At 53.3% G+C, this 25,383-nt stretch carries 20 protein-coding genes, 1 tRNA gene, 2 rRNA genes and 2 pseudogenes; 21 read left to right on the forward strand and 4 right to left on the reverse strand.

What is annotated here, in order from left to right; all coding sequences use genetic code 11:
• Positions 1-285 precede the first annotated feature (285 nt).
• The 3 genes from HF685_RS13705 (at position 286) to HF685_RS13715 (ending at position 3,680) form a co-directional block, all read left to right on the forward strand.
• Positions 286-3,079, forward strand: a 23S ribosomal RNA gene (locus HF685_RS13705).
• Between the two features lie 178 nt (positions 3,080-3,257).
• Positions 3,258-3,372 (forward strand): 5S ribosomal RNA (gene rrf / locus HF685_RS13710).
• A gap of 231 nt (positions 3,373-3,603) precedes the next feature.
• A tRNA-Met gene (locus HF685_RS13715) sits at positions 3,604-3,680 on the forward strand.
• 145 nt (positions 3,681-3,825) lie between these two features.
• Here HF685_RS13715 and HF685_RS13720 read toward each other — a convergent pair.
• Positions 3,826-4,926, reverse strand: coding sequence for an isoaspartyl peptidase/L-asparaginase family protein (locus tag HF685_RS13720; RefSeq protein ID WP_211051215.1), 1,101 nt, complete (start codon positions 4,924-4,926; stop codon positions 3,826-3,828).
• Between the two features lie 78 nt (positions 4,927-5,004).
• Between HF685_RS13720 and ispG the strand changes: the two genes are divergently transcribed.
• The 3 genes from ispG (at position 5,005) to HF685_RS13735 (ending at position 7,998) form a co-directional block, all read left to right on the forward strand.
• Positions 5,005-6,132, forward strand: coding sequence for a flavodoxin-dependent (E)-4-hydroxy-3-methylbut-2-enyl-diphosphate synthase (gene ispG, locus HF685_RS13725; protein WP_168820476.1), 1,128 nt, complete (start codon positions 5,005-5,007; stop codon positions 6,130-6,132).
• 14 nt (positions 6,133-6,146) lie between these two features.
• The gene (gene yghX, locus HF685_RS13730; protein ID WP_168820477.1) at positions 6,147-7,043 is read left to right on the forward strand and encodes a YghX family hydrolase; all 897 of its coding nucleotides are present in this window, start codon (positions 6,147-6,149) and stop codon (positions 7,041-7,043) included.
• A gap of 67 nt (positions 7,044-7,110) precedes the next feature.
• Positions 7,111-7,998, forward strand: a complete 888-nt coding sequence (locus HF685_RS13735; protein WP_211051503.1) for a histone deacetylase family protein — start codon at positions 7,111-7,113, stop codon at positions 7,996-7,998.
• A 3-nt stretch (positions 7,999-8,001) separates the two neighbouring features.
• On the opposite strand, the gene HF685_RS13740 is transcribed toward HF685_RS13735, so the two are convergent.
• The gene (locus HF685_RS13740) at positions 8,002-8,511 is read right to left on the reverse strand and encodes an RrF2 family transcriptional regulator (protein ID WP_168820479.1); all 510 of its coding nucleotides are present in this window, start codon (positions 8,509-8,511) and stop codon (positions 8,002-8,004) included.
• 75 nt (positions 8,512-8,586) lie between these two features.
• On the opposite strand from HF685_RS13740, the gene HF685_RS13745 reads away from it, so the two are divergent.
• The 13 genes and pseudogenes from HF685_RS13745 (at position 8,587) to HF685_RS13800 (ending at position 21,161) form a co-directional block, all read left to right on the forward strand.
• Positions 8,587-9,522: a hypothetical protein gene (locus tag HF685_RS13745; protein ID WP_168820480.1), complete on the forward strand. Its 936-nt coding sequence runs from the start codon at positions 8,587-8,589 to the stop codon at positions 9,520-9,522.
• A gap of 11 nt (positions 9,523-9,533) precedes the next feature.
• Positions 9,534-10,025, forward strand: coding sequence for a thioredoxin family protein (locus tag HF685_RS13750; RefSeq protein WP_168820481.1), 492 nt, complete (start codon positions 9,534-9,536; stop codon positions 10,023-10,025).
• Positions 9,991-10,800: a type II secretion system protein N gene (gene gspN, locus HF685_RS13755; protein WP_211051218.1), complete on the forward strand. Its 810-nt coding sequence runs from the start codon at positions 9,991-9,993 to the stop codon at positions 10,798-10,800. The genes HF685_RS13750 and gspN overlap by 35 nt, the downstream gene beginning before the upstream one ends.
• Entirely contained in the window at positions 10,769-11,770 is a 1,002-nt protein-coding gene (locus HF685_RS13760; protein WP_168820483.1) for an LLM class flavin-dependent oxidoreductase, read from the forward strand. Before gspN ends, HF685_RS13760 begins: the two co-directional genes overlap by 32 nt.
• An 87-nt stretch (positions 11,771-11,857) precedes the next feature.
• Complete coding sequence (gene nhaA, locus HF685_RS13765) at positions 11,858-13,150, forward strand: Na+/H+ antiporter NhaA (RefSeq protein WP_168820484.1); 1,293 nt, start codon at positions 11,858-11,860, stop codon at positions 13,148-13,150.
• Positions 13,147-14,511, forward strand: a complete 1,365-nt coding sequence (locus tag HF685_RS13770; RefSeq protein ID WP_168820485.1) for a hypothetical protein — start codon at positions 13,147-13,149, stop codon at positions 14,509-14,511. The genes nhaA and HF685_RS13770 overlap by 4 nt, the downstream gene beginning before the upstream one ends.
• A 79-nt stretch (positions 14,512-14,590) precedes the next feature.
• Positions 14,591-16,153 carry an amino acid permease gene (locus tag HF685_RS13775; protein ID WP_168820486.1) on the forward strand — a complete coding sequence of 521 codons (1,563 nt, stop codon included), beginning with the start codon at positions 14,591-14,593 and terminating at the stop codon, positions 16,151-16,153.
• A gap of 107 nt (positions 16,154-16,260) precedes the next feature.
• Positions 16,261-16,512 (forward strand): annotated as a pseudogene (locus HF685_RS16745) (GFA family protein); the annotation flags it as partial.
• 9 nt (positions 16,513-16,521) lie between these two features.
• Positions 16,522-16,644, forward strand: a complete 123-nt coding sequence (locus HF685_RS16580; protein ID WP_281352797.1) for a hypothetical protein — start codon at positions 16,522-16,524, stop codon at positions 16,642-16,644.
• A 213-nt stretch (positions 16,645-16,857) separates the two neighbouring features.
• Positions 16,858-18,441, forward strand: coding sequence for an NAD(P)/FAD-dependent oxidoreductase (locus HF685_RS13785; RefSeq protein WP_168820488.1), 1,584 nt, complete (start codon positions 16,858-16,860; stop codon positions 18,439-18,441).
• Between the two features lie 6 nt (positions 18,442-18,447).
• On the forward strand, positions 18,448-18,900 hold the full coding sequence (locus HF685_RS13790) for a GtrA family protein (protein WP_168820489.1): 453 nt from the start codon (positions 18,448-18,450) through the stop codon (positions 18,898-18,900).
• Positions 18,901-18,921: 21 nt separating this feature from the next.
• Entirely contained in the window at positions 18,922-20,721 is a 1,800-nt protein-coding gene (locus HF685_RS13795) for a hypothetical protein (protein WP_168820490.1), read from the forward strand.
• Positions 20,722-20,777: 56 nt separating this feature from the next.
• Positions 20,778-21,161 carry a VOC family protein gene (locus HF685_RS13800; RefSeq protein WP_168820491.1) on the forward strand — a complete coding sequence of 128 codons (384 nt, stop codon included), beginning with the start codon at positions 20,778-20,780 and terminating at the stop codon, positions 21,159-21,161.
• An 18-nt stretch (positions 21,162-21,179) separates the two neighbouring features.
• On the opposite strand, the gene msrB is transcribed toward HF685_RS13800, so the two are convergent.
• Positions 21,180-21,683: a peptide-methionine (R)-S-oxide reductase MsrB gene (msrB, locus tag HF685_RS13805; RefSeq protein ID WP_246218625.1), complete on the reverse strand. Its 504-nt coding sequence runs from the start codon at positions 21,681-21,683 to the stop codon at positions 21,180-21,182.
• Between the two features lie 107 nt (positions 21,684-21,790).
• Positions 21,791-23,103, reverse strand: a pseudogene (locus tag HF685_RS13810) (cytochrome P450).
• 154 nt (positions 23,104-23,257) lie between these two features.
• Between HF685_RS13810 and HF685_RS13815 the strand changes: the two are divergent.
• Positions 23,258-24,424 (forward strand): Gfo/Idh/MocA family protein, encoded by a 1,167-nt coding sequence (locus HF685_RS13815; RefSeq protein ID WP_168820492.1) that lies wholly within the window; start codon positions 23,258-23,260, stop codon positions 24,422-24,424.
• The gene (locus HF685_RS13820; RefSeq protein ID WP_168820493.1) at positions 24,424-25,377 is read left to right on the forward strand and encodes an aldo/keto reductase; all 954 of its coding nucleotides are present in this window, start codon (positions 24,424-24,426) and stop codon (positions 25,375-25,377) included. The genes HF685_RS13815 and HF685_RS13820 overlap by 1 nt, the downstream gene beginning before the upstream one ends.
• The last annotated feature ends 6 nt before the right edge of the window (positions 25,378-25,383 follow it).

Below are 25,383 nucleotides of genomic sequence, written 5' to 3' on the forward strand. Positions count from 1 at the left end.
GTTATCTTCGGCAAGTGGGTGTTGGAGCACTTGGCTCCTCTTTGACATTGTGAATGGGTTTTTTTAATCGATGCCGTGGCAATTTTGCGGTTTTGGTTTGGCGGTTTTCCGCTAGGTCAGAGCAACAATAATTGGCACAAAAGTATTCAATTATTTGAATTACTAAAAGGCTGAGTAAATAATGTCCGCACACACAGGCAAGGTCAAATTGGCTGTTGTCCGAAATCACGTTTATGCAAGGTGACTAGGTGGCTGTCCAATCTTGTTGTTGGTGGTGTGGATTCTCAAGCGTGAGGTAAGAGCATTTGGTGGATGCCTTGGCACATACAGGCGATGAAGGACGTGGCACGCTGCGATAAGCGTTGGGGAGATGTGAGCAATCTTTGATCCAGCGATTTCCGAATGGGGGAACCCATCCTCACCATTTATTTTGCTTCTGGTTCGCCAGGAGCAAAGGTAAATGGGGAAGGATATTACCGAGTTGAATAAAATAGACTTGGTGAAGCGAACCCGGCGAACTGAAACATCTCAGTAACCGGAGGAAAAGACATCAACCGAGATTCCGTTAGTAGTGGCGAGCGAACGCGGACCAGGCCAGTGCCTGATTGTAAACTAGCAAAACATTCTGGAAAGTTTGACCATAGTGGGTGACAGTCCCGTATGCGAAAGTGATCAATCAGGACTCGAGTAGGGCGGAACACGTGAAATTCTGTCTGAACATGGGGGGACCACCCTCCAAGCCTAAATACTCGTATGTGACCGATAGCGAACAAGTACCGTGAGGGAAAGGTGAAAAGCACCCCGATTAGGGGAGTGAAATAGTACCTGAAACCGAATGCTTACAAGCAGTGGGAGCCCCCTTGTGGGGTGACCGCGTACCTCTTGCATAATGGGTCAGTGACTTAATCTATCTAGCAAGCTTAAGCCGTTAGGTGTAGGCGCAGCGAAAGCGAGTCTGAATAGGGCGAATGAGTTAGATGGATTAGACCCGAAACCCGGCGATCTAGGCATGACCAGGTTGAAGGTGCGGTAACACGCACTGGAGGACCGAACCAGTCAGTGTTGAAAAACTGTTGGATGAGTTGTGTTTAGGGGTGAAAGGCCAATCAAGCCGGGAAATAGCTGGTTCTCCGCGAAAACTATTGAGGTAGTGCCTCGGATGTTTTCCTATGGGGGTAGAGCACTGGATGGGCTAGGGGATCGCGAGATCTACCAAACCTAACCAAACTCCGAATACCATAGAGACAAGTCCGGGAGACAGACGGCGGGTGCTAAGGTCCGTCGTCAAAAGGGAAACAGCCCTAACCTACAGCTAAGGTCCCCAAGTCATTACTAAGTGGGAAAGCATGTGGGAATCCCAAAACAACCAGGAGGTTGGCTTAGAAGCAGCCATCCTTTAAAGAAAGCGTAACAGCTCACTGGTCTAAATAAGGGTTCCTGCGGCGAAGATGTAACGGGGCTAAAGTAATGCACCGAAGCTTAGGGTTCATAATTTATTATGAGCGGTAGCGGAGCGTTCCGTAAGCGGATGAAGCCGAAGGGTAACCGACGGTGGACGTATCGGAAGTGCGAATGCTGACATGAGTAGCGACAAACAGTGTGAGATGCACTGTCGCCGAAAGACCAAGGGTTCCTGCTTAAAGCTAATCTGAGCAGGGTGAGTCGGCCCCTAAGACGAGCCCGAAGGGGGTAGTCGATGGGAACACGGTTAATATTCCGTGACCTGGTGGAATGTGACGGATCTCGTGTGTTGTCTGATCTTATTGGATTGATCAGGCTTCGGAGAGGTTCCAGGAAATAGCTCCACCATATAGACCGTACCCGAAACCGACACAGGTGGTCAGGTAGAGTATACCAAGGCGCTTGAGAGAAGTATTCTGAAGGAACTCGGCAAATTACCTCCGTAACTTCGGGAGAAGGAGGCCCTGCGTGAAGGCAACTTTATGCAGGGGGCACAAGCTGGGGGGTAGCGACTGTTTAGCAAAAACACAGGACTCTGCTAAGTCGGCTTCAAGACGACGTATAGGGTCTGACGCCTGCCCGGTGCTCGAAGGTTAAGAGGAGGAGTGCAAGCTCTGAATTGAAGCCCGAGTAAACGGCGGCCGTAACTATAACGGTCCTAAGGTAGCGAAATTCCTTGTCGGGTAAGTTCCGACCTGCACGAATGGCGTAACGACTTCCCCACTGTCTCCAGAATATGCTCAGCGAAATTGAATTCTCCGTGAAGATGCGGAGTACCCGCGGTTAGACGGAAAGACCCCGTGCACCTTTACTGCAGCTTCAGAGTGGCATTAGGAAAGAATTGTGTAGAATAGGTGGGAGGCTTTGAAACTTGGGCGCCAGTCCGAGTGGAGCCATAATGTGAAATACCACCCTATTGTTTTCTGGTGTCTAACCTAGATCCGTTATCCGGATCAGGGACCCTCTGTGGCGGGTAGTTTGACTGGGGCGGTCGCCTCCTAAAGAGTAACGGAGGCGCGCGATGGTTGGCTCAGGACGGTTGGAAACCGTCTGTTAGAGTGCAATGGCATAAGCCAGCCTGACTGCGAGACTGACAAGTCGAGCAGAGACGAAAGTCGGTCATAGTGATCCGGTGGTCCCTCGTGGAAGGGCCATCGCTCAACGGATAAAAGGTACGCCGGGGATAACAGGCTGATGATTCCCAAGAGCTCATATCGACGGAATCGTTTGGCACCTCGATGTCGGCTCATCACATCCTGGGGCTGGAGCAGGTCCCAAGGGTTTGGCTGTTCGCCAATTAAAGTGGTACGTGAGCTGGGTTCAGAACGTCGCGAGACAGTTTGGTCCCTATCTGCCGTGGGCGTCGATAATTGAGAGGAGTTGACCCTAGTACGAGAGGACCGGGTTGAACATACCTCTGGTGTACCAGTCATGCCGCCAGGCGTGCTGCTGGGTAGCTATGTATGGACGGGATAACCGCTGAAAGCATCTAAGCGGGAAGCCTCCCTCGAGATAAGTTATCATAGAGTCGTGGAAGACCACCACGTTGATAGGCTGGGTGTGGAAGTGCAGTAATGCATGAAGCTAACCAGTCCTAATTACTCAATTCGCGCTTGTAGAATCCCGCCATCAACAACAATGTTGGATTAGTTCAACTTGTCGTAGATGCTGGACGTTATAAGCTCAGCCCACGGTATTATGTGCATGGATTGGCCATTTGGTCAGAAGTGAACATCATACCAACGACAACATCGATTAAAAGACCCGTAATTACAGCTTATGCGCTTGCTTCATTGCTTGGTGGCCATAGCACCTGTGCCCCACCCGATCCCATCTCGAACTCGGCCGTGAAACCAGGTAGCGCCGATGGTACTTTGTCTTAAGGCATGGAAGAGTAGGTCGTCGCCAGGCATTGCAGCAGGCGCATCTAGATGTAGTTATGCGGAAATAACCCATTCACTTTTTCAAAAGCGGCCTGTCCAGCAATGGGCCGGTCGCTTTTTTGATTTTTGGATTGTGCTATTGCGCGATTCAATTTGGTTGGCGCGGGATGGAGCAGTCCCGCCAACGTTGAAGCGTAAGCTGAAACGGAAACAAAAAAAATGCTTGGAACTGCTGTTTACAGTGGTGTAATTTTGGTGACGCGGGATGGAGCAGTCCGGTAGCTCGTCAGGCTCATAACCTGAAGGTCGTAGGTTCAAATCCTACTCCCGCAACCAATAAGCTTTTGAAATACTTTATTGATTCAGCCTCGCTGTAGCCAGCGGGGCTTTTTGCGTTTCGGCAGCAAATAAATTCGGCGAACCCCGAGGGATTATACGTCAGTGCTTTGGTGTCATCGCCGGGATGCCAGCAATGCTGATTCTACTCTTCATCCCCATAAATCGATACGCCCATCACACCCTCACTCGTTGCCCGCCCGCGATACATGCCTGGTGTGTTGAAACTATAACCCGCTTGCCCCCATGGGGTTGCAAAGATGATGCCGCCGGTACCGCCGAGATTGCCCATTTCGGCGATCACTTCATCGGCGATTTCGTGCACTTCCTCATCGGAAAGCATGAATTCGCTGGCGTGGATGGTATAAGTGTAATTGCCATCAGCGTTTTTAGGTACCGATTTCTGGGCTTCCTCAATCGCGATCGGCCAGCGCATCCGGATGCGCGTACAGATTTCGTGAGCAACGCCGACGCGGATAAAATATTCGCCATCCCCGGTGGCGCTGACGGCACAGCTGCGGTTGTCGGCATAAGTGCCTGCACCGATGATCGGGCTGTCGCCGATCCGGCCCCAGCGTTTGCCCGTCATCCCGCCGGTTGAGGTGCCCGCCGCCATATTACCCGCCTTGTCCATCGCCACGGCGCCGACGGTGCCGAACTTGTAGTCGACGTCTTTGACGCTGACTTTTTTGGCGAGCACATCCTCGATCTGCTTGAGACGATATGGCGTCGCATAATATTCCGGTGGCACCTGCTCCAGACCCTGTTCGCGGCTGAACTGATTGGCCCCTGCGCCCGACAGCATGACGTGAGGGCTTTTGTCTTTCACCGCGCGGGCGAGCAGGATCGGGTTTTTGGTGCCGTTAATTCCGGCAACTGCGCCGGCGGACAGATTGCTGCCGTCCATAATGCTGCTATCCAGCTCATTGGTCTTGTCCCAGGTGAACACCGCGCCTTTGCCGGCGTTGAAATTGGGATCGTCTTCGAGGATCATGATGCTCGCGGTGATCGCATCCATCCCACTGCCACCTTTGCGCAGGACATCTGATCCGGCTTCCAGCGCCTTACGTAGGGCGGCGCGGATTTCGGCATCCTGCTGCAGTGTGATCTTGTCGCGATTTATGGTGCCCGCGCCGCCGTGGATAGCGATTGACCATCTGTCCCCATCCTTGATATCCTTTGCCAATGCCGGTTGGACAAGGCACATTACCGATAAAGCTCCATAAAATTGTGTAAATAGACGCATACGGAAAACTCCCTCTCGCACTTTTTCGTTATTGACCCTATATGTCCGCCATGTTGCCTGCAGGAGCAAGAGCAAAATATGACCGCTGAAAACCCCTCCCTTCGTCCGTGGCGCGATATCGAGCGCCGCAAGAGCCGCCAGATCATGGTCGGCGATGTGCCGGTCGGCGGTGATGCGCCGATTACCGTGCAGACCATGACAAATACGCTGACGTCGGATGCCAAAGCGACAATCGACCAGATTCGCCGCTGCGAGGAAGCCGGGGTGGATATTATCCGCGTGTCCTGCCCCGATGTCGAGAGCACGACGGCGTTGAAACAGATCGTGCGTGCGAGCCGCGTACCGATCGTGGCGGACATCCATTTTCATTATAAGCGCGGGATTGAGGCAGCAGAGGCGGGTGCAGCCTGCTTGCGGATTAATCCGGGCAATATTGGATCATCCGAGCGAGTGCGCGAAGTCATTGATGCGGCCAAGGCCAATGGCTGCGCGATCCGTATCGGCGTGAATGCCGGGAGCCTCGAAAAAGACCTGCTCGAAAAATATGGCGAGCCTTGCCCTGAGGCCTTGGTCGAAAGCGCGCTCGATCATATAAAGATTTTGCAGGACCATGATTTTCATGAGTTTAAGGTTGCGGTGAAGGCCAGCGATGTGTTCCTCGCGGTAGCGGCCTATTCGCAATTGGCCGATGCGGTCGATTGTCCGCTGCATCTCGGCATTACCGAGGCAGGCGGTTTGATCGGCGGAACGGTGAAAAGCTCCATCGGCATGGGCAACCTGCTCTGGGCCGGTATTGGTGATACGATCCGCGTGAGCCTGTCCGCTGAACCCGAACAAGAAGTGCGCGTAGGCTATGAAATGCTCAAATCACTCGGCCTGCGCACACGCGGCGTTCGCGTGGTGAGCTGTCCCAGCTGCGCGCGGCAGGGCTTTGACGTCATTCGCACAGTGCAGACACTCGAAAAGCGGCTGGAGCATATCAAGACGCCGCTGTCGCTCTCCGTCCTCGGCTGCGTGGTCAATGGCCCGGGCGAAGCCCGCGAAACCGACATTGGCATCACCGGCGGCGGCAAGGGCAAGCACATGGTCTACCTCTCCGGCGTAACCGATCACCATGTCGAGGATGATGATATGGTCGAACATATTGTGAAGCTGGTCGAAGCGAAGGCGGCTGAGATCGAGGCGGGAGTTGGCGAGGCGGCTTAAAACGGAGTGTTGAGATGACGATAAAACGCAAACGCGCAACCGACTTTCATCCGCATATCCTCGAAATTTTCGATGGCTATGTTCATGGAGCTATCACCAAGCGTGAGTTTATCAGCCAGGCCGGGAAATTTGCCGCTGCGGGTGTGACCGGCGCGATGATACTGGATCAGTTGCAACCCAATTATGCATGGGCGGCGCAGGTTGAGCCGGAAGATCCGGCGATCACCTCCGAGCGCATCAGTTACGACAGCGCCGAGGGCCATGGCAAGATCACTGCTCTGATGGCTAAGCCGGCGGGTGCAACCGGAAAGCTGCCTGCTGTTCTTGTGATCCACGAAAACCGTGGGCTTAACCCCTATATTGAAGATGTGGCCCGGCGCGTAGCGAAAGCTGGCTATCTGGCGCTGGCTCCGGATGGCCTGTCGCCGCTGGGTGGCTATCCTGGCACCGATGATGAAGGCCGCACGATGCAGCGATCGCTGGACAGTGCGAAACTGATGGAAGATTTCTTCGCCGCCTTCGAATTTCTTCGCGATCATCCCGGTTCAACCGGCAAAGTCGGCGCGGTTGGATTTTGCTATGGCGGCGGTGTTTGCAACGCTTTGGCTGTTGCCTATCCTGATCTCGCGGCGTCCGTGCCTTATTACGGCCGCCAGCCGGAAGCATCAGATGTTCCCGCGATCGAAGCGCCGCTGATGATCCATCACGCCGGATTGGATGAACGGATCAATAAAGGCTGGCCTGCCTATGAGGCGGCATTGAATGAGCATCAAAAAGAATACAGCATCCATTTTTACCCGGACGTAAATCACGGTTTTCACAATGACACCACCCCTCGTTATGACGAGGAAGCGGCGAAATTGTCGTGGAAACGAACGCGGGCCTTTTTTGAAACGCATCTGCGCGGATAATGGGATCGAATTTATTGATACAGCAGTATTGATTTAAGTGCTCCACGTCGTTCATCACGCTGATTATATGGCACCGCGCCCCGAGCGTGGATCCTTCAGATTTGACAAATATCAGCTGGTTATGATCGCCTTAAGGGAAAGCGGGCAAGCGATGACCGAGCATGCCCCCGATCCAATGCCGCGTCTATGGCTGGAAGCGGTTCACTGTCCCGCATATGTCGAGCAGGTTTTTACCGGCAATGTCCCTCGCGACATTGAACGGCGGATTGGTTTTCCCGTTACGCGGCACATCACGCAGCGGGTTCGCCATACCAATGGCGGCACATGGCTCGCGGTCCAGCTCGCCAAGGAACATGGCTATGCCGCCAATAGTGCGGCGGGGAGCCACCATGCGCTATACGATACGGGCGCGGGCTATTGCGTGTTCAACGATCTCGCGGTTGTCGCCAACCGTTTAATTGCCGAGGGAGATGCAAGGCGCGTCCTGATCGTCGATCTTGATGTGCATCAGGGTGATGGCACGGCGGCACTGACCGCAAAGCGCGATGATATTTTTACCTTCTCTATGCATGGCGCAAAAAATTTTCCGGCGCGCAAACAACAGTCGTCGCTCGATATAGCCCTTGCAGATGGCATGGACGACGATGGATATATGGCCGAGTTGGCACTTCAGCTGCCGAAAATATTCGCCAGTTTTGCGCCGGATTGCATATTGTATCAAGCCGGTGTCGATCCGCATGTTGATGACAAGCTCGGCCGTTTGGCACTGACCGATGATGGTCTGGAACAGCGCGACCGTTTCGTTGTTCGCGAGGCCCGGAAGCGCGGTTTGCCTATCGCCAGCGCTCTGGGCGGCGGTTACGGCAATGATCAACGTGAAGTGGCGGAGCGCCATGCCCGATCGATGTTGGCAATGGCTGATGAGGCAGAGAAGTTTTTAGGCCGACAGGGTTAGACGTTAACTGGACGTACCACTCAACGGCACCGCCTCTTCACCCAACCATCCCATCACATTCAGCAAATGTTCCTGCGTCGAGTCCCGTACTACCTGCATACCAAGATCGGCCAAAGTCACCGCCTTCAAACTATCTCGAAAGGCTGCCTCTGCCACAGCGAAACTAGCCGCAATATGGCAGGGGCTTTTGCAATTTTTTCGCTTTAACCCGCACGGTCCGTTTTGCCGAATTTCTGTGCAGCGAAAGGCTGGACCACGCCCTTCAATCGCGGCGGTGATATCCCATAGCGTGATCTCGGTCGCCAGTTTAGCCAGCCGATAGCCGCCATGGGCTCCGCGAGAGCTTTGTACGATCCCGGCTTTGCTCAGCGCTTGCAGCTGTTTGGCCATATAGGCGGTCGGAACTTCGTGGTAGCAGGCCAGTGCTTCAGCTTTCAGGCCGCGTCCTTCGGGCAATCCGATCATCATCGCGGCGGCATGGGCTGCCCATTCTACACCTTTGGAAATCTGCACGGCTTGACTCTTTTTATAATTCAGACAATAAATATCCGATTAACATAGAGTTGGTGTATTATAAATGAAAAATCCATGCTGATTGGAAAACCAGATACCCTTGACCGACTCGCTCAACTGCTCGTCCTAGCGGTTGGTCTGTTCGCGCTGGTCTTTGGAGCATTCATGATCATATGGCCGCTCGATTGGTACACAGCGCTGCCGACCGTTGTCGCGACCGGCCCGCCGAACAAGCATTTCATCCGCGATATCGGGATTGCCTATGCGGCATGCGGTTTCATCCTGCTTTATGCCAGTGTCAATATCCATATGCGGTGGCTTGCCGCTTTTGCAGGGGCGTTATGGCTATCGCTGCACGGCGTTTTACATATTTATGAAGTGTCAGTTGGCATTTGTACGCCTGCCGCTTTTGCCGCTGATGCGCCGGGCGTATTGGGGCCGCCGCTGCTGGTTTTTATCGCGCTTGGTATTCTGTTTGCGCGCCAAAGGATTGCGCCGATGGGGGTTCCCAAATCCATCTTTCTGAAATTCGCGACTGAAAAAGTCGACGAGACCGATACGCAGTATCTGCGCGAAATTGCTGGGGCACCCGACTTTGCGTTCGAGAAATTCAAACATTTCATGCCCGCATCAATCCACCGTTACGAAGCGCCCGCCAATATCTTCCATGCGGTGCGTATGGGTGCGACGATGGCCGAAGATTGCGGCCCCTGCGCTCTCACCTGCGCTCGCTGGGCACAGGTTGATGGGGTGGCTGATAATGTTATCAACCGCTGGTTGGTGATCGATAACGACATGCCAGAAGAGGAAGCACTGGCCTTCAAATTTGGCGAAGCCATCGCAACGCAAGGCATCAATGCCTTTGAACTGGGCGACCAGATCGAAGCGCAATATGGCCGCAACATAAGGCTCGAACTGGCGATGACTGCTGCTTTGGTGCGCGCTTACCCGGCTATGAAACGCGGGCTTGGTCTAACAAAAGCCTGTTCCCTCACGCCGCTGGAAGTGTAATAGCCATTTTCATGAGATATGTGGTATTAATCATCGCGGCGCTTTGGTTTGTGAATGCGCCATTGGCACATGCTGAAAAGCCATCAAACAGCATAGATCATCCCGAAGCTCGCCCTTTTGACAAAGAGGCTGTAGCTCCCGATCAGGTCGATGCCGCCCTTGCGTGGGCTGAAACGTCGGATAAACGCGTCATTCTCGTGATGGGCGCAAATTGGTGTCATGACAGTCGCAGTCTATCGGGCTGGTTTGCCCAGCCACGATTTGCCGAAATGCTGAAACCGAAATATGACGTCGTTTATATTGATGTGGGTTACAAGGATCGCAATATTGATGTGGCCCGGCGCTTTGGCATCGAGGCGATAAAGGGGACCCCAACGGTTTTGGTGCTCTCACCGCACGGGGTGCTGCTCAACCGGAACTCCGCTCACAAATGGCGCGATGCTGCCAGCCGGTCTGAAGAGGATATCTTTGCCTATTTTGACCAGTTCGTTCCTGAACTCTGATTCTGAAGGAAAGCAGGTGTCCCGCGCTTTGACATATATTCTGATATTCATCGCCCTCGTCGCGCTGGCTTTGTTCTTAATGCCATTGAGGCTGGCTGTCAGTATGGCGGGATTGGAGGATAGCCGATTTTCGGCGAGAGAGATTAGCGGCAGCATCTGGAGTGGCAGAATTGACAGCGCGCAATTAGGACCGTTTGATTTGGGTGATCTGGACGCTAGCGTAAAATTTCTTCCTTTGTTGACCGGGCGGATATTGATGGACCTGGAACGCCCTGCTGATACAAGTGATCAAGGGCTGCGGGCAACGATCGGCAGGCAGGGTAAAAGCTTGTTGGTGGAGAATGTAACAACAGATTTGAGTGTAGGCAGTCAGTTGGCACCGCTGCCGACGTCTCAAATCATGCTGGACAATGTGAGTGTGGCTTTCGCCAACGGACGCTGCCAGTCGGCAAGCGGCAAGGTGCGTCTATCGCTGGATGCGAATATTCCGGGCCTTGATTTGAAGCAAGGTTTACTGGGTAATGCTGAATGTCAGAATGGAGTGCTGGTGCTTCCACTGCAAAGCGGGTCGGGGATGGAAACGCTTACGTTGAAACTGCAAGGCAATGGATTCTATACCGCGCGTTTGTTTTTGTCTGGCAATGAGCGTGCTTGGGCATTGCTATTGCCGACGCTAGGATTTCTTAAGGTGCCGAGCGGTTATGCGATTAAAGTAGCCGGACAATTAGGCCAAAAAGGTGAATATGAACAAGACAGTAAAATTCTCTATCCTTGATCTTTCACCAGTGCCGCAGGGCAGCAACGTACGAACCGCGCTTGACCGCTCGCTTTCCCTTGCACAGCATGCCGAAGCGCTCGGCTATGAGCGATTCTGGATGGCCGAGCATCACGGCATGGAGGGTATTGCGAGCGCTGCTACGTCGGTGGCGCTATCACATATCGGGCAGGGGACCAAGACGATCCGCATTGGCGCAGGTGGAATCATGCTGCCCAATCATGCGCCGATGGTGATTGCCGAACAATTTGGCACACTCGAAGCGCTGTTTCCGGGTCGGGTTGATCTGGGGCTGGGCCGCGCGCCGGGATCTGACCAGCGCGTGGCACAGGCTATGCGGCGCGGCCTTGATACCGATCCCAATGCTTTTCCGCGTGACGTCGTGGAGTTGCAGGCGTTGCTCGCGGGTGACCCGCGACTAGGCATTCAAGCGACACCGGGGCAGGGGGCGAAAGTACCGCTTTATATATTGAGTAGCAGTTTGTTTGGCTCGCAATTGGCGGCAGCTTTGGGATTGCCTTATGCGTTCGCTTCGCACTTTGCGCCGCAGATGCTGGATGACGCGCTGACCATTTATCGCCGCGATTTCAAGCCATCAGAACAGCTTTCGGAGCCTTATGTGATGTGCGGATTTAATATTTTCGCTGCCGATACGGATGAAGAAGCCGAATTTTTGGCCAGTTCCATGATGCAGAGCTTTGTTGCGTTGCGCACCGGTAATCCGGGAAAAATGCCGCCACCGGTTGAGGGGTACCGGGAAAGCCTGCCACCGCAAGCGCAAGCCATGATGGCTGGCATCATGCAGGGCAGCGCCATCGGTGCGCCTGGCACGGTGAGAGCTGCCACACAGGCTTTTCTGGAACGAACCGGAGCGGATGAATTGATCGTTTCGGGGTCGATTTTTGATCAGGCAGCGCGTGAAAATTCCTACTCGCTGGCCGCAGACGTTCGCGATTCCCTTGCGACCTGATCGGCAGTCTGCACCAGACAAGCCTTGATTTTACGGGCCGGTCTGCGCAAGAGATTGGAAAAGTAATTCCCATCACAAAGGCGCTTTATGGCTGAAGAAAAACTACAGCGACAAGGTTCAGACTCCGCACTTCGCAATTTTATCAAGAGCGAGGCGGCGGGCGGTATATTGCTGATGGTTGCGGCGGCGCTCGCAATGATTGTGGCGAACAGTCCGCTTTACGATATGTACCACCATTTCCTGCATGAGTTGCAGGGGCCGACATTATCCAAGAAGCTGGGGCCGATGACACCGCATTTGTGGATTAACGATGGCTTGATGGCGATTTTCTTCTTTCTCGTCGGGCTGGAAATCAAACGCGAATTTGTTGATGGTCGGCTCAATACTTGGGACAGAAGGCGCTTGCCGGTCTTGGCCGCAGCGGCTGGCATGGTTGTCCCGGCGCTTATTTATCTGTTTGTCGTCAAAGATATGCCTGCACTTTATAACGGCTGGGCCATTCCAGCGGCGACCGATATCGCCTTTGCCATTGGTGTCTTGGCATTGCTCGGATCGCGGGCGCCTGCCTCGCTCAAGCTCTTTTTGGTCACCGTTGCGATTGTTGATGATATGGGTGCGGTCGCGATTATCGCTTTGGTCTACACTGCGGAAATTAACGGCGCGGCTTTGCTCGCCAGTGCTGTCATCCTCGGCATCATGTACACGATGAACCGCAGTGGAGTACTCAAGCTCTGGCCTTATATCATCCTGTCGATCATCCTCTGGTACGCCGTGCTCATGTCCGGCGTCCACGCCACCATAGCAGGTGTTCTGGCCGCGTTGTGTATTCCGATTGTCGTCACGCCGACATCGCCCGACGCAGAAAACTCGCCGCTGCATATCATGGAACATGGCATTGCGCCGTGGAGCGCTTTCCTCATCATTCCTGTTTTCGGCTTTGCCAATGCCGGTGTGTCGCTCGAGGGTATGGGCATGGATCAGATCTTTGCGCCACTGCCATTGGGTATCGCTGCCGGCCTTTTCTTCGGCAAACAAATCGGGATTTTCGCGAGTGTCTGGCTGGCGGTGAAAACCGGGTTTGCCGGACGTCTGGGCGGCGCAAGCTGGTTACAGGTTTACGGTGTCGCCACCCTATGCGGGATCGGCTTTACGATGAGCTTGTTCATCGGCGCATTGGCTTTCCCCGGCAATGAACTGCTGATCGAGGAAGCCAAGATCGGTGTATTGATGGGATCGTTGCTGTCTGCAGTAGTTGGCTACTGTATCCTGCGATTTGCTCCGCAGGACAAGCATATCAAATCACTCGATAAAGAGGAGGCCGAAGAACTTCTGGATATCCTGTCTGATCCGGTGGCCGAGAAACTGAAAGACAATTTGTGATCCGCCTGGCGTTGTTGGCCGGACCGTGTCTGGCTCTTTGTGCCTGCACGACGCTGTCGGATGCTGTTGTCAGCCAGAATATAGACGCTCCCGCCGAACCGGTAAAAAGCATTGCCCTAACGCCTTCGATTGGCGCGATTGCGTCTGAATATATCGTTCTTACGCTGGTTATGGATAAATTCGAAAAGGGCTACGTTGACGCCTATTACGGACCGCAAAAATATATGGATGCGGCTGAGGTGTTGGACAAAACGCTGGTTGATGCCGGCAACCATATCGTGCAGCTGATGGAGCAACTGGACGCGCTCCCCAAAAGCGATGATCCGGCGGAACAATCGCGCAGGCTTTTCCTTTCGGCACAACTGGAAGCCGCTCATACCCGTCACGCAATGATATCGGGCGAAACACTGCCCTTTGTGCGCGAAGCCGACGGGCTTTTTGGCGTCAAACCGGAAATCAAGCCGCTCGAAACATTTGATCCTATTCTTGAAGAAATCGAAAACCTCGTCCCCGGCAATGGCCCGCTAAGCGCGCGCGTCGATGCGTTTGAGAATGGTTACATCATTCCGAAAGACAAGCTGAAGGTCGTGTTCGACACCGCGATTGCCGAGTGCAAGAAGCGCACCGAGGAATATTTCGACTTGCCGCCCAGCGAAAATTTCAAAATGGAATTTGTCACCGGAAAAAGCTGGAGCGGGTATAATTATTATCAGGGCAAGTATCAGAGCCTGATCCAGATCAACACGGACCTGCCGATCAAGATTTCGCGCGCAGTCGACTTGGGCTGTCATGAGGGTTATCCGGGTCATCATGTCTATAATATGCTGCTCGAACAGAATCTGACCCGCGGCAAGGGCTGGGAAGAATTTTCCATCTATCCGCTATATTCGCCGCAGTCGTTGATTGCGGAGGGCAGCGCCAATTACGGCATCGAGCTGGCCTTCCCTGGGGTGAAGCGCCTCGAATATGAGCGCGATGTGCTCTACCCGCTGGCGGGGTTGGACCCGGACACCGCAGGCGCATTCTGGGCGCTGCAAATCGCGAAACAGGCGCTGGCCGGTGCGCGGATCACCATCGCGCAGGGCTATCTCGACAAGGAAATCCCCCGCGAAGACGCGGTCGCCTATACGATGAAATACCAGCTCGTCAGCCGTGAACGCGCCGAACAGATGCTCGACTTTAACGACCAGTATCGCAGCTATGTCATCAACTACAGCCTAGGCCAGGACATGGTCCGCGAGTGGATCGAGGCGCAGGGCGATGCCCCGGTATGGCGCTGGAAGGCGATGGAGCGGTTGTTGAGTGAACCGATGCTGCCGCATGAACTAAAAAACGATTTGGAAACCGCAGTTTCTGAATAAGTTGCGTCGTACGAATCTATCTTGCGTATCCCGAAAATAGGCGTAATCCACGTTCAGTTTTTCGGGATAGGATCGCTGCATGGCCTTCAATTTTTTCGGACGTATCAAACCACTAGACGCGATATTGGCAACGGCAGAGAAAAAGGCGCTCACCCGCTCTCTGGGGCCTATTCAGCTAACATTACTTGGGGTTGGTGCCATCATCGGTACAGGTATTTTCGTACTCACATCGGAGGCCGCACAGAAAGCTGGCCCCGGCATGATGTGGAGCTTTGTCATCGCGGGACTGGTCTGCGCGGTTGCGGCTTTATGCTATTCCGAACTGGCTTCAATGGTGCCGGTTTCCGGCTCGGCTTATACCTATACCTATGCCGTGATGGGCGAATTGCTTGCCTGGATGGTCGGCTGGGCTTTGATCCTGGAATATGCGGTTGCGGCCAGTGCGGTCTCGGTCGGCTGGTCGGGCTATTTTGTCGGATTGCTGGCCAATGCGGGCATAACCCTGCCGACCGCACTCACTATCGGCGGCTATGCGCCCGGTGGATTTATCAACCTTCCGGCGCTTTTGATCGCGCTTCTGGTGACCATGTTGTTGATGATCGGTACCAGCGAAAGCGCCAAGGTTAACGCGGTTCTGGTCGCGATCAAGGTTACTGCTTTGACGATATTCATCATCCTCACCATCCCGATGATGCAGGGCCAGAATTTCGATCCGTTCCTGCCCAATGGCTGGTTTGGCGAGAGCCGGGGCTTTGGCGCGGTTGGTGCCGCAGCCTCGATATTTTTCGCCTATGTCGGTTTTGATGCGGTTTCGACTGCGGCAGAGGAGACCAAAAATCCGCAGCGCAATGTGCCGATTGGTCTGATTGGCAGTCTCGCCATTTGTACGGTATTTTATCTGCTTGTGGCAGCAGGCGCGATTGGCACGGTCGGCGCGCAGCCGATTGTCGATGCAGCGGGAAATGTGCTCGCTCCCGGCAGCACCGAATTTGCTACCCAATGTCAGGCGCTGCTATCAGCAGGCCATGAGCCTTTGGTGTGTAGCCATGAGGCGCTGGCATTTGTGCTGCGGACCATCGGCTATCCCGCCTTTGGCAATGCTATCGGGATTGCCGCCTTCCTGGCGTTGCCCTCGGTTATCCTGATCATGCTGTTCGGACAGACGAGAATATTCTTTGTAATGGCGCGTGATGGGCTGCTTCCGGAAAAACTCGCCACCATCCATCCGAAATGGAAAACGCCGCATATTGTGACCGCGATTACCGGCGTGGCGGTTTCCGTTTTCGCAGCATTTCTGCCAGTCGGAAAACTTGCTGATATTTCCAATAGCGGCACGCTCTTCGCCTTTTTGATGGTCGCGCTGGCGGTATTGATATTACGCAAAACCGATCCGGGTCGACATCGCCCCTTCCGCACGCCACTGGTCTGGATTGTCGCTCCGTTGGCGATTATCGGTTGTCTGGGGCTGTTCTACAATCTCCCGTTCGAAGCCAAAATGGTGCTGCCGATTTGGGGCGGCATCGGATTGTTTCTCTATTATGCCTATGGCTACCGCAAAAGCCATGTCGGGCGCGGCAGCATCGAGGTGCACGAAGTGGACGCCGACGCCCCGCCGCAGCCAGTGCCGCCGATTAAGGATTAGTGGTGGTCCGCGAATGGAAGAAGCACAGGGAGATGCCCCCGTCTGGCGCTGGAAAGCGATGGAGCGGTTGTTGAGTGAACCGATGTTGCCGGAGGATTTGAAGAGTGATGACTGAACGGACTTCTCGCTGTTGCTGCGGCCAGCTGTCCGTTACCGTATCAGGCGAACCGACAATAAATGGGATATGCAGTTGTAGCGATTGTAAGAAGCGCACCGGTTCCGCTTTTGGATGGCAGACCCATTTCGCAGATAGCGGTGTAATAGTCGTTGGAGAGAGCCAGCAATATACGTTGGACAATGGGCAAGTTCGCAACTTCTGTCATCGTTGTGGTTCAACCCTATTTTGGTCCTCGCCATCATTTCCCGAAATGACGAGATTAGCCGCTGGAAATTTCGATTCTGATGAACTGCCTTTGCCTAAACTGTCAGTGCAGGATCATGATCGCGTAAGCTGGATAGAACTTCCGGAAGACTGGGTATTCCACACTTAATTTCGTCATCCTGAACTTGTTTCAGGATCTCCCGCCTAGACCGCGCTTTGCCGATGGAGATGCTGAAACAAGTTCAGCATGACGATTTGGAGGTTTACCTCTTCTAAATTCCTACCCCACCCTCTAACCTTTCGTTAACCAATTTCGTTCACTCCGGTTTCTGACACATGAAACGCGCCCGATTTGGCGCTTTATGGACAGGGAACGGACTTTATGACGACGCAGGGAAACAACTCTGAAACTCCGGTAGATGTAGCGATTATCGGCGCAGGGCCGGCGGGTTTGACCGCCGCTTATCTGCTTTCCAAAAAAGGCTATTCGGTCAAGGTGATCGAGAAAGATCCCAAATATGTCGGCGGGATTAGCCGGACGGTGGAGCATGAAGGCTTCCGCTTTGATATTGGCGGGCATCGGTTTTTCTCGAAATCTCAGGAGGTTGTTGATCTGTGGAATGAAATTCTGCCCGACGACTTTATTCAACGCCCGCGGATGAGTAGAATTTACTACGAGGGTAAATTTTACAGCTACCCGCTGCGTGCGTTTGAGGCGCTTTGGAACCTCGGTATCTGGCGTTCGACGTTGTGCATGGTCAGCTATGCGAAGGCGAAAGTCTTCCCGAATAAAAATGTGAAGAGCTTTGAAGACTGGACGGTCAATCAGTTCGGCTACAAACTCTATTCGATCTTCTTCAAAACCTATACCGAGAAAGTATGGGGCATGCCCTGCAACGAAATGTCGGCCGATTGGGCCGCACAACGTATCAAAGGTCTTAGCCTTTGGAGTGCGGTTGTCGATGGTCTGAAACGCTCATTGGGTCTGAACAAGAAACCCAATGACGGCATGGAAACCAAGACTTTGCTCGAAACCTTCCGCTACCCTCGCCTCGGCCCCGGCATGATGTGGGATGCCGCCAAGGCACACGTTGAAGCCAAGGGCAATGAAGTATTGATGGGGCATAGCCTGAAGCAGATGTCGCAGGATGCCGATGGCAACTGGCGTGTGAGTGCTTCAACTGCTGATGGTGAAACCGTCATCAATGCGAAACATGTCATTTCCAGCGCGCCGATGCGTGAACTGGCGACCCGTATTCACCCGCTGCCGCAGTCTCTTCCGGAAGCGCAGGATCTGAACTATCGCGATTTCCTGACCGTGGCGATCATGGTGAAATTGGAAGACTTGTTCCCCGATAACTGGATTTATATCCATGATGATCGTGTGCAGGTGGGTCGTGTGCAGAATTTCCGAAGCTGGTCCCCAGAAATGGTGCCGGACGAGAATATCGCCTGCGTCGGTCTGGAATATTTCTGCTTTGAAAATGACGGCCTGTGGTCTTCGTCCGACGAAGAACTGGTTGAACTTGCCAAGAAAGAAATGGCGATCCTCAACCTTTGTAAACCAGAGGATGTAGTTGGCGGCGCAGTTGTCCGCCAGGAAAAAGCCTATCCGGTTTACGATGACAGCTATGAAACCAATGTCGAGACGATGCGTGATGATCTGGAAGCGCGTTTCCCGACACTGCACATGGTCGGCCGCAACGGCATGCATCGTTATAACAACCAGGATCATGCGATGATGACGGCGATGCTGACTGTCGAGAATATCGAAGCCGGTTCGCGCAAGTGGAACGTGTGGAACGTCAATGAAGACGCCGAATATCATGAAGCGGGCGACGAGGGCGCCGAGAAGGTTGTGAAAGCCGAAATCAGCGAAGACCGCGTGGCGGCTTTGGAAAGCATGCGCGATGTTCCAACGCGGATTGAAGAAGCGCCCGAAGATAAATCCAAGAAGGCGGCGTAATAATTTATGGAACGTAGCGGCGACGATAGACGATCAGCGGTTGGTGTCTGGGTAGGTAATCTACCCGGACCACTGGCTGCTTTAGGTCGTTTCTCGATCACCCGCTATTTGCTGGCAAGTATTGTCAGCCTCGCGTTTGATGTCTCGCTGTTCATGGTGCTGGTCGCCTTTGCTTTTGATGCCGGAATATCGTCCGCGGCTGGCTATTCTGCAGGTATAGTCGTGCATTGGCTCATATCATCCAGTTTTGTTTTTCCTGGTAAATCACGCGATGGTACAGCGTTGCAATTACAGCGACTGGGCTTTGTCGGGACAGCCGTTCTCGGGCTAGGAATTACAGTAAGCATTGTAAGCTGGCTGACCGGTCTGGGCACCTTGCCGGTTGTTGCCAAAGCAGCGGCGGTGTTCGTAAGCTTCTTCGTGGTCTATATCATGCGGAAATATGGCGTCTTCCGGTAAACCGCCATCAGGGGCTAAATTTTGATCGCATTTCGCAACAAATTCGCTCTCTTGCTGATCTGGCTCGCGGTTTGCGCGTTGCTGATCTTCATTGCGCGCGAACAAATCGCAAGCGGTGTGGGCTGGGACCCCGACGATCAACTGCGCCAGGTGCAACTGCGCGACTGGCTAGCCGGTCAAAGCTGGTTTGATACTACGCAATATAGAATAGCCGCGCCCGACAGCCAGCCCATGCATTGGCCGCGCTTGATAGAAATCCCCCTGGCACTGGTCATGCTTTTGCTCACGCCAATATTTGGTGCGGCATTGGCTGAGACGGGCGCGATGATCATTGTGCCACTTACAGCGCTCGGTATCGCTATGTGGTTGGTCTTTAAAATTTCGGGAGCGGTATTTGATAGAAAAGTCGCGTTGCTTGCTGCAGCGCTGACGGCCACGGCCGTGCCGGTCATCATCCAATTGCGCCCAATGCGTATTGATCACCACGGCTGGCAAATAGTTTTAGCGCTGGTTGCGCTGTGGACCATGTTCTGGCCAGACAAGCGCAAAGGCGGCATTACACTGGGATTGGCATTGGCGCTTTGGCTAGCGATATCGCTAGAAGGTTTGCCGCTCTCCATAGCTTTCATCGCGTTGCTTGCTTGGCGCTGGGTGGTGTCACTAGATGAAGGAACGCGCCTGTTCTGGACGCTAACCAGCTTTCTTGGTGGCAGCGTGATACTATATCTGGCAACGCAGGGGCAGTTTAACTCAGCCCTAAATTACTGCGACGCGATTTCGCCAGCGCATCTATTTGCATGTGCTGCCGGTGCAGCTATCATCTTGCCTGCGATCCGATTTGGACCACGTTCGATATGGTTGAGAGTCGTCTTGCTTGCGGCAGCGGGCATTGCGGCTTTGATGGTTATGTACTTCACCGCACCGCAATGCATCGGTGGTGCCTTTGGTGAGCTTGATCCATTGGTCCGTCAATATTGGCTGGTCAATGTGGGAGAAGGTTTGCCGGTGTGGGTTCAAGAATGGAAAACTAGTGTTAGTTTGCTTGGCGGTTCGATATTCGTCGGCTTTGTAACGCTGGGCTACCTCTGGTGGAAGCGGCCGACAGATGTTCTGCCAGAGAAGCTGCTTCTGATTGGCTATGCGTTTCTATGGTCATTCATTGTGTCTTTGCTGGTGCAACGAGCATCTGCTGTGGCCGCCGCCTATGCTTTACCGCTAATGGCATGGGCAGTGCAGCGGGCATTTGTTCGCGCGCGGCTGATACAATCATCCGTCGTTCGGATTTTTGCTACAGCCTCGGTGGTTTTTCTTATTATGCCGGGCCCGCTGGTTATTTCTCTCTACAATAACGTTGAAACTAAAGTTGGCGGCGGCAAAGTGGCGGCAATGGGCGGTGATACCAAAGGTGTAGATTCCGAAGAACTTTGCAAAATGCCAGAATCGCTGGCTCAGCTCAACGCTCTGCCGCCTTCACAAATTGTTGCGCCGTTTAACCTCGGGCCAAAAATCCTGGTGAAGACCCCGCACAGCGTTTTGGCTACCAGCCACCATCGCAACGACAGCGCTATGGCCAGCCAGATACGAATTTTTGCATCATCGCCAAACAAGGCTCGCACGCTTCTGGAAAAATATGATGTCCGCTATATCGTTGTCTGCCCGGATGATCCGGAAATGCAGATTTATGCAGATAAACACCCCGATGGACTTTGGGGAAAACTTGCCGGCAAGAATAAGCCGTATTGGTTGCAACCTGTCTATTTGCGGGACAGTCCGCTGTTGATTTGGAGAGTGGGACCAAAACCATTGCGTAACGACATGTAAAATGTGCTAGGGTCCTTGAATGGTCGCATAAAATAATAAGAACCATGGAGAAGGAAATGGCAGGGGTCACCGGTTTAGGTGGGGTTTTTTACATGGTGAAAGATCCAGCAGCTACGCGTAAATGGTATAAGGAAAATCTGGATCTGGACGGCGAGTTCGGACCGATGCTCAACTGGTCGGATGAGAAGGGCGACAAGCCCTATAGTCTCATTAGCCACTTCAACGAAGATAGTGACTATCTGGCGCCGAGCTCGGCGAAGTTCATGATCAATCTCAGAGTCGATGATCTGGACGCATATGTTTTAAAACTGAAGGCCAGGGGGATTGAAATCCTTGGTCATGTAGACGAGGGTTACGGAAAATTTGCCTGGATTCTTGATTGTGATGGCATCAAGCTGGAATTTTGGCAGCAAGTAGACGCCCCCGAAAGCAGCGGCTAGATGATCATGGCCGACTAGTTAAGTTGGGATGAATCTTAGCGCCAGTCCGTTGATGCAATGGCGCTTGCCGGTTGGTTGCGGACCATCGTTGAAGATATGCCCCTGATGGCCACCGCAGCGGCTGCAATGGACTTCTGTGCGCCTATAGCCAATTTTATAGTCTGTGGATATACCAACACGACCGTCGATTGCAGCCCAAAAACTGGGCCATCCGGTTCCGCTATCGAACTTGGTTTCAGAACTGTATAGGCCGAGATTGCAACCGGCGCAGGCAAAGATGCCTTTGCGTTTCTCTTTGTCAAGCGGCGATGAAAATGGGCGCTCGGTACCTTCCTGACGTAATATACGATAGCGTGCCGCACCTAGCCGTTTTTTCCACTCTGCCGAGGTCCGGGTAATCTTGAATTTCTTGCCTGATTGCGCTTTGGCGCTGCCGAGAAAGTTTGAAAAACCGCCAATGCCAAGCAGTCCGGCTCCTAGCGCTCCGGTAGCAACCATATTACGGCGTGTCATCAAACGCATTCTCAATACCCTTTATCTGTTTCCTTGAACTATTCGCACGGAACAAACTTCGGGTTACAACTCAGATTGTGAATGACGGCTGAAAATCGCCCTAGCTGCGATAGCGGTCAGTATTTCGAGAGATTGACCTGCATCTTGCGGAAGCCGTGGACGAAACAGGCATGGACCCGCTCATGCTCGCCGGTGGGATTCACCTGCATCCGGCGTTTATGCATTTCCTCCAGCAATATCCGGATTTGCAATTCGGCCAACCGCGCGCCAACACAGCGATGGATGCCATAGCCAAATGCCAAATGCCGTCGCGCATTTTCGCGATCAACAATCAACTTGTCCGGGTCCTCAAACACTTCTTCATCGCGGTTCGCAGAAATGTACCACATGATAAGCTTGTCGCCCTTTTTAATCTTGTGCCCAAAAAGATCAGTGTCTTCGAGCGCGGTGCGTCTCATATGCGCAAGGGGGTCTGCCAGCGGATAATTTCCTGAACCGCGTTTGGAATGAGTTCAGGGTTCTGTTGCAATTTTTCACGCTGATCGGCGAATTTATCAAGTCCCCATACGACACCGGACATGGTGTTCCTTGTCGTATCATTGCCGCCGACGATTAGCAGCACGAGATTACCCATAAATTCGAGCTGGTCCATGTCGCTCATCGCTTCGGAGTGGATCATCATGGAGATCAGGTCAGGTGTTGGTTCAGCATTGACGCGCTCATTCCATAGATTCTGGAAATAAGCCCCCATCTCATGGAGGATTTTTTGCCGTTGTTCGTCCAGCTCAGGCGCGAGGGAGAGTTCTACATCACCGGCCCAGTCTGACCAATAGGTTAGCAGGCGGCGATCTCCCCATGGGAAACCGAACAAGATCGCCAGCATGCCAGTCGTCAGTTCAATCGAGACTTTGTCGACCCAGTCGAACTCCTTGTCCCAGGGTAGGCTATCCAGTACTTCCGCCGTCCGCATGCGGATTTCCTCTTCCATTTCTTTCATCTGGGACGGGGTGAAGGCAGGTGCTACGGTGCGGCGCTGGCCAGTATGTTTTGGCCTGTCCATCGCAATAAACATAGGCAGGTTAAAATCCGAATCGCGTTCTGGCTCGGAAATTGTGATGCCGCCGACAGAAATATCAGACGAGTATATATCCGGCAGCGCCTCGATATGCTGAATTGTCTTGTGGCTACAAATGTTCCAGTAATCACCGTAAGCCGAACCCTCAACCTTATTGATCGGCGCATTTTTTCTCATTTCGGCAAACGGTATGCGCCAAAGGTCTTTGACATACAGGTCTGCGCGGCTGACATCGCGCGACGTGAGATCAAGTTCGGGAAGCGGTGGTTGGGTTTTATACCAAGCCTTGAGCGCTTCATGCGCCGTGGGGGATGTGGTTAGTGTCTCCGCGCTTAAAACGGGTTGGGTAGCCATATTCTCTCTCCTGCCGCTGCGGTCTATTGCCTTGAGGGGCGCGCTGTCGGTTGTGATTTGCAACCGAGATACTGCCGTTATTGACAAAAATGTCAATGGAGATTTTGGGTCGAGCCGCTTGGATTGCAATGCCGCTTCATTGTGATTGCAAATAATGCTGGTAAAGATATTGGACATTGCGGCATTGTTCTTTGGCTCGCCGAAGTCGCTCACCTCTTTTGCAACTCCGAAAGGTCAAAAGCTGAAACGATATGCGATTATAGGGGCCGGAATGATGGGCCGGGAGCACATGAGCAATCTTGCTTTGGTAGACGGAGCAGGTCTTGTCGCGTTGGCCGACCCGCATTCAGGTTCATTGGAGCAATCTCTTACCCATGCAAATGGGGCAGGTTTCGCGCCTCTTTGTTTCCAGAATATCGATGATATGTTCCCGAATGTCGCGCTGGATGCGGTGATAATCGCATCGCCTAACCACACCCATTTTGAAATTATGCAGCAGGTTGTGAAGCAACCTGTCGCGGTGCTGCTCGAAAAACCGATGTGTACGACAGTTGCAGATGCGCGGGCGCTGCACGCCATGGCCAAAAACCATCCGCATTTGATCTGGGTGGGTATGGAATATCGCTATATGCCGCCGGTTTCGCAATTTATTGATCGCGTAAGGGATGGGATCACCGGCGATGTCAAAATGCTCTCAATCCGCGAGCATCGTTTTCCGTTTCTGGAAAAAGTGGGAGACTGGAACCGGTTTAGCGAGAATACGGGCGGGACTTTGGTTGAAAAATGCTGCCATTTTTTCGATCTGATGCGCTGCATTTTGCAGGATGAACCGGTACGCGTTTTTGCTTCGGGTGGTCAGGATGTGAACCATCTGGATGAGCGCTATGACGGGCGGCGACCCGATATTCTCGATAATGCCTATGTCATAATCGATTTCAGCAAAGGCACACGCGCGGTGCTCGATTTGTGCATGTTTGCCGAAGGATCGGAAGAGCAGGAGCAAATTTATGCGTTGGGGGAAATTGGCAAACTGGAAGTTGGCATACCCTCAGCCAAACTGACGTGGTCGCCCAGGGACAAATCAGGTGCTGTCTCCGAAATTATCCACACGCCGACGGATGCACTCGCGGCGGGCGACCATCATGGCGCTACCTTTTTCCAGCTTTCCCGGTTTCAGGACGCGCTGGTACAAGGCAAATCTCCGGACGTATCGACACTGGATGGACTAAGGGCTGTGCAAATGGGCGCCGCTGCCCACCAATCGATTGAAACAGGGCTACCCGTCGCACTCGATTTCGCCGCAAATGCAAAGGATTTATAATGCAGAAAATGCCCGATATCGGCTTTGGTCTCTGGAAAGTGGATCGCGATAACTGCGCCGATGTGGTGGTCGAGGCGATCAAGGCTGGCTATCGCCATTTCGATTGCGCTGCGGACTATGGCAATGAGGTTGAGGTGGGCGAAGGCTTGCAGCGAGCGTTTGGCGAAGGCTTGGTAACCCGTGATGCGCTCTGGATTACCTCCAAATTGTGGAATACATTTCATGACCCCGCGCATGTCGAAGCCGCATGCCAGCGGTCATTGAATGATCTGCAACTCGACAAGCTGGATCTTTATATGATCCATTTTCCGATTGCGCTGGAGTATGTCGATTTTGAATCCCGTTATCCACCCGAATGGTTTGCCAATCCCGACGCCGATAATCCCGAAATGCGGCTTGCGTCGGTCCCGCTACACCAGACTTGGGCGGCGATGGAGGGTTTGGTGGAAAAGGGGCTGGTCGATCAGATTGGCGTCTGTAATTATAACAGCGCCTTGATCCATGATCTAATGGCTTATGCGAAGGTCAGGCCATCGGTATTGCAGATTGAAGCGCATCCATATCTGACGCAAGAGAAGCTGATCCGGTTGGCAAAACAATATGATATTGCTGTGACTGCCTTTTCTCCGCTCGCCTCCAAATCTTATGTCGAGATTGCGATGGCCGAGCAATCAGACAGTGTTTTGACCGAACAGGTAGTGAAGAAGGTGGCAGAAGCACACGAAAAAACGCCAGCGCAAGTCATACTCCGTTGGGCAGTCCAGCGCGGGACGTCGATCATTCCGAAAAGCACCGATCCCGGGCATATGCGCGAAAATCTGGCGATCACCGATTTCTCCCTGACCGAGAGACAGATGAACACCATCACTGCGCTCAATGCCAATCGCCGGTTCAATGATCCAGGCGTGTTCTGCGAACAGGCCTTTGGCCGCTTCCACCCGATTTATGATTGAATACCA

This window comes from Parasphingorhabdus halotolerans (genome assembly GCF_012516475.1).
GTDB classification, from domain to species: Bacteria; Pseudomonadota; Alphaproteobacteria; order Sphingomonadales; family Sphingomonadaceae; genus Parasphingorhabdus; species Parasphingorhabdus halotolerans.

Bases quoted from the DNA above. Each gene is read 5' to 3' on its own strand.
- HF685_RS13720 (WP_211051215.1), bottom strand. From the start codon at position 4,926: ATGCGTCTATTTACACAATTTTATGGAGCTTTATCGGTAATGTGCCTT.
- ispG (WP_168820476.1), top strand. From the start codon at position 5,005: ATGACCGCTGAAAACCCCTCCCTTCGTCCGTGGCGCGATATCGAGCGC.
- yghX (WP_168820477.1), top strand. From the start codon at position 6,147: ATGACGATAAAACGCAAACGCGCAACCGACTTTCATCCGCATATCCTC.
- HF685_RS13735 (WP_211051503.1), top strand. From the start codon at position 7,111: ATGGCACCGCGCCCCGAGCGTGGATCCTTCAGATTTGACAAATATCAG.
- HF685_RS13745 (WP_168820480.1), top strand. From the start codon at position 8,587: ATGCTGATTGGAAAACCAGATACCCTTGACCGACTCGCTCAACTGCTC.
- HF685_RS13750 (WP_168820481.1), top strand. From the start codon at position 9,534: ATGAGATATGTGGTATTAATCATCGCGGCGCTTTGGTTTGTGAATGCG.
- HF685_RS13760 (WP_168820483.1), top strand. From the start codon at position 10,769: ATGAACAAGACAGTAAAATTCTCTATCCTTGATCTTTCACCAGTGCCG.
- nhaA (WP_168820484.1), top strand. From the start codon at position 11,858: ATGGCTGAAGAAAAACTACAGCGACAAGGTTCAGACTCCGCACTTCGC.
- HF685_RS13775 (WP_168820486.1), top strand. From the start codon at position 14,591: ATGGCCTTCAATTTTTTCGGACGTATCAAACCACTAGACGCGATATTG.
- HF685_RS16580 (WP_281352797.1), top strand. From the start codon at position 16,522: ATGACGAGATTAGCCGCTGGAAATTTCGATTCTGATGAACTGCCTTTG.
- HF685_RS13785 (WP_168820488.1), top strand. From the start codon at position 16,858: ATGACGACGCAGGGAAACAACTCTGAAACTCCGGTAGATGTAGCGATT.
- HF685_RS13790 (WP_168820489.1), top strand. From the start codon at position 18,448: ATGGAACGTAGCGGCGACGATAGACGATCAGCGGTTGGTGTCTGGGTA.
- HF685_RS13800 (WP_168820491.1), top strand. From the start codon at position 20,778: ATGGCAGGGGTCACCGGTTTAGGTGGGGTTTTTTACATGGTGAAAGAT.
- msrB (WP_246218625.1), bottom strand. From the start codon at position 21,683: ATGCGTTTGATGACACGCCGTAATATGGTTGCTACCGGAGCGCTAGGA.
- HF685_RS13815 (WP_168820492.1), top strand. From the start codon at position 23,258: ATGCTGGTAAAGATATTGGACATTGCGGCATTGTTCTTTGGCTCGCCG.
- HF685_RS13820 (WP_168820493.1), top strand. From the start codon at position 24,424: ATGCAGAAAATGCCCGATATCGGCTTTGGTCTCTGGAAAGTGGATCGC.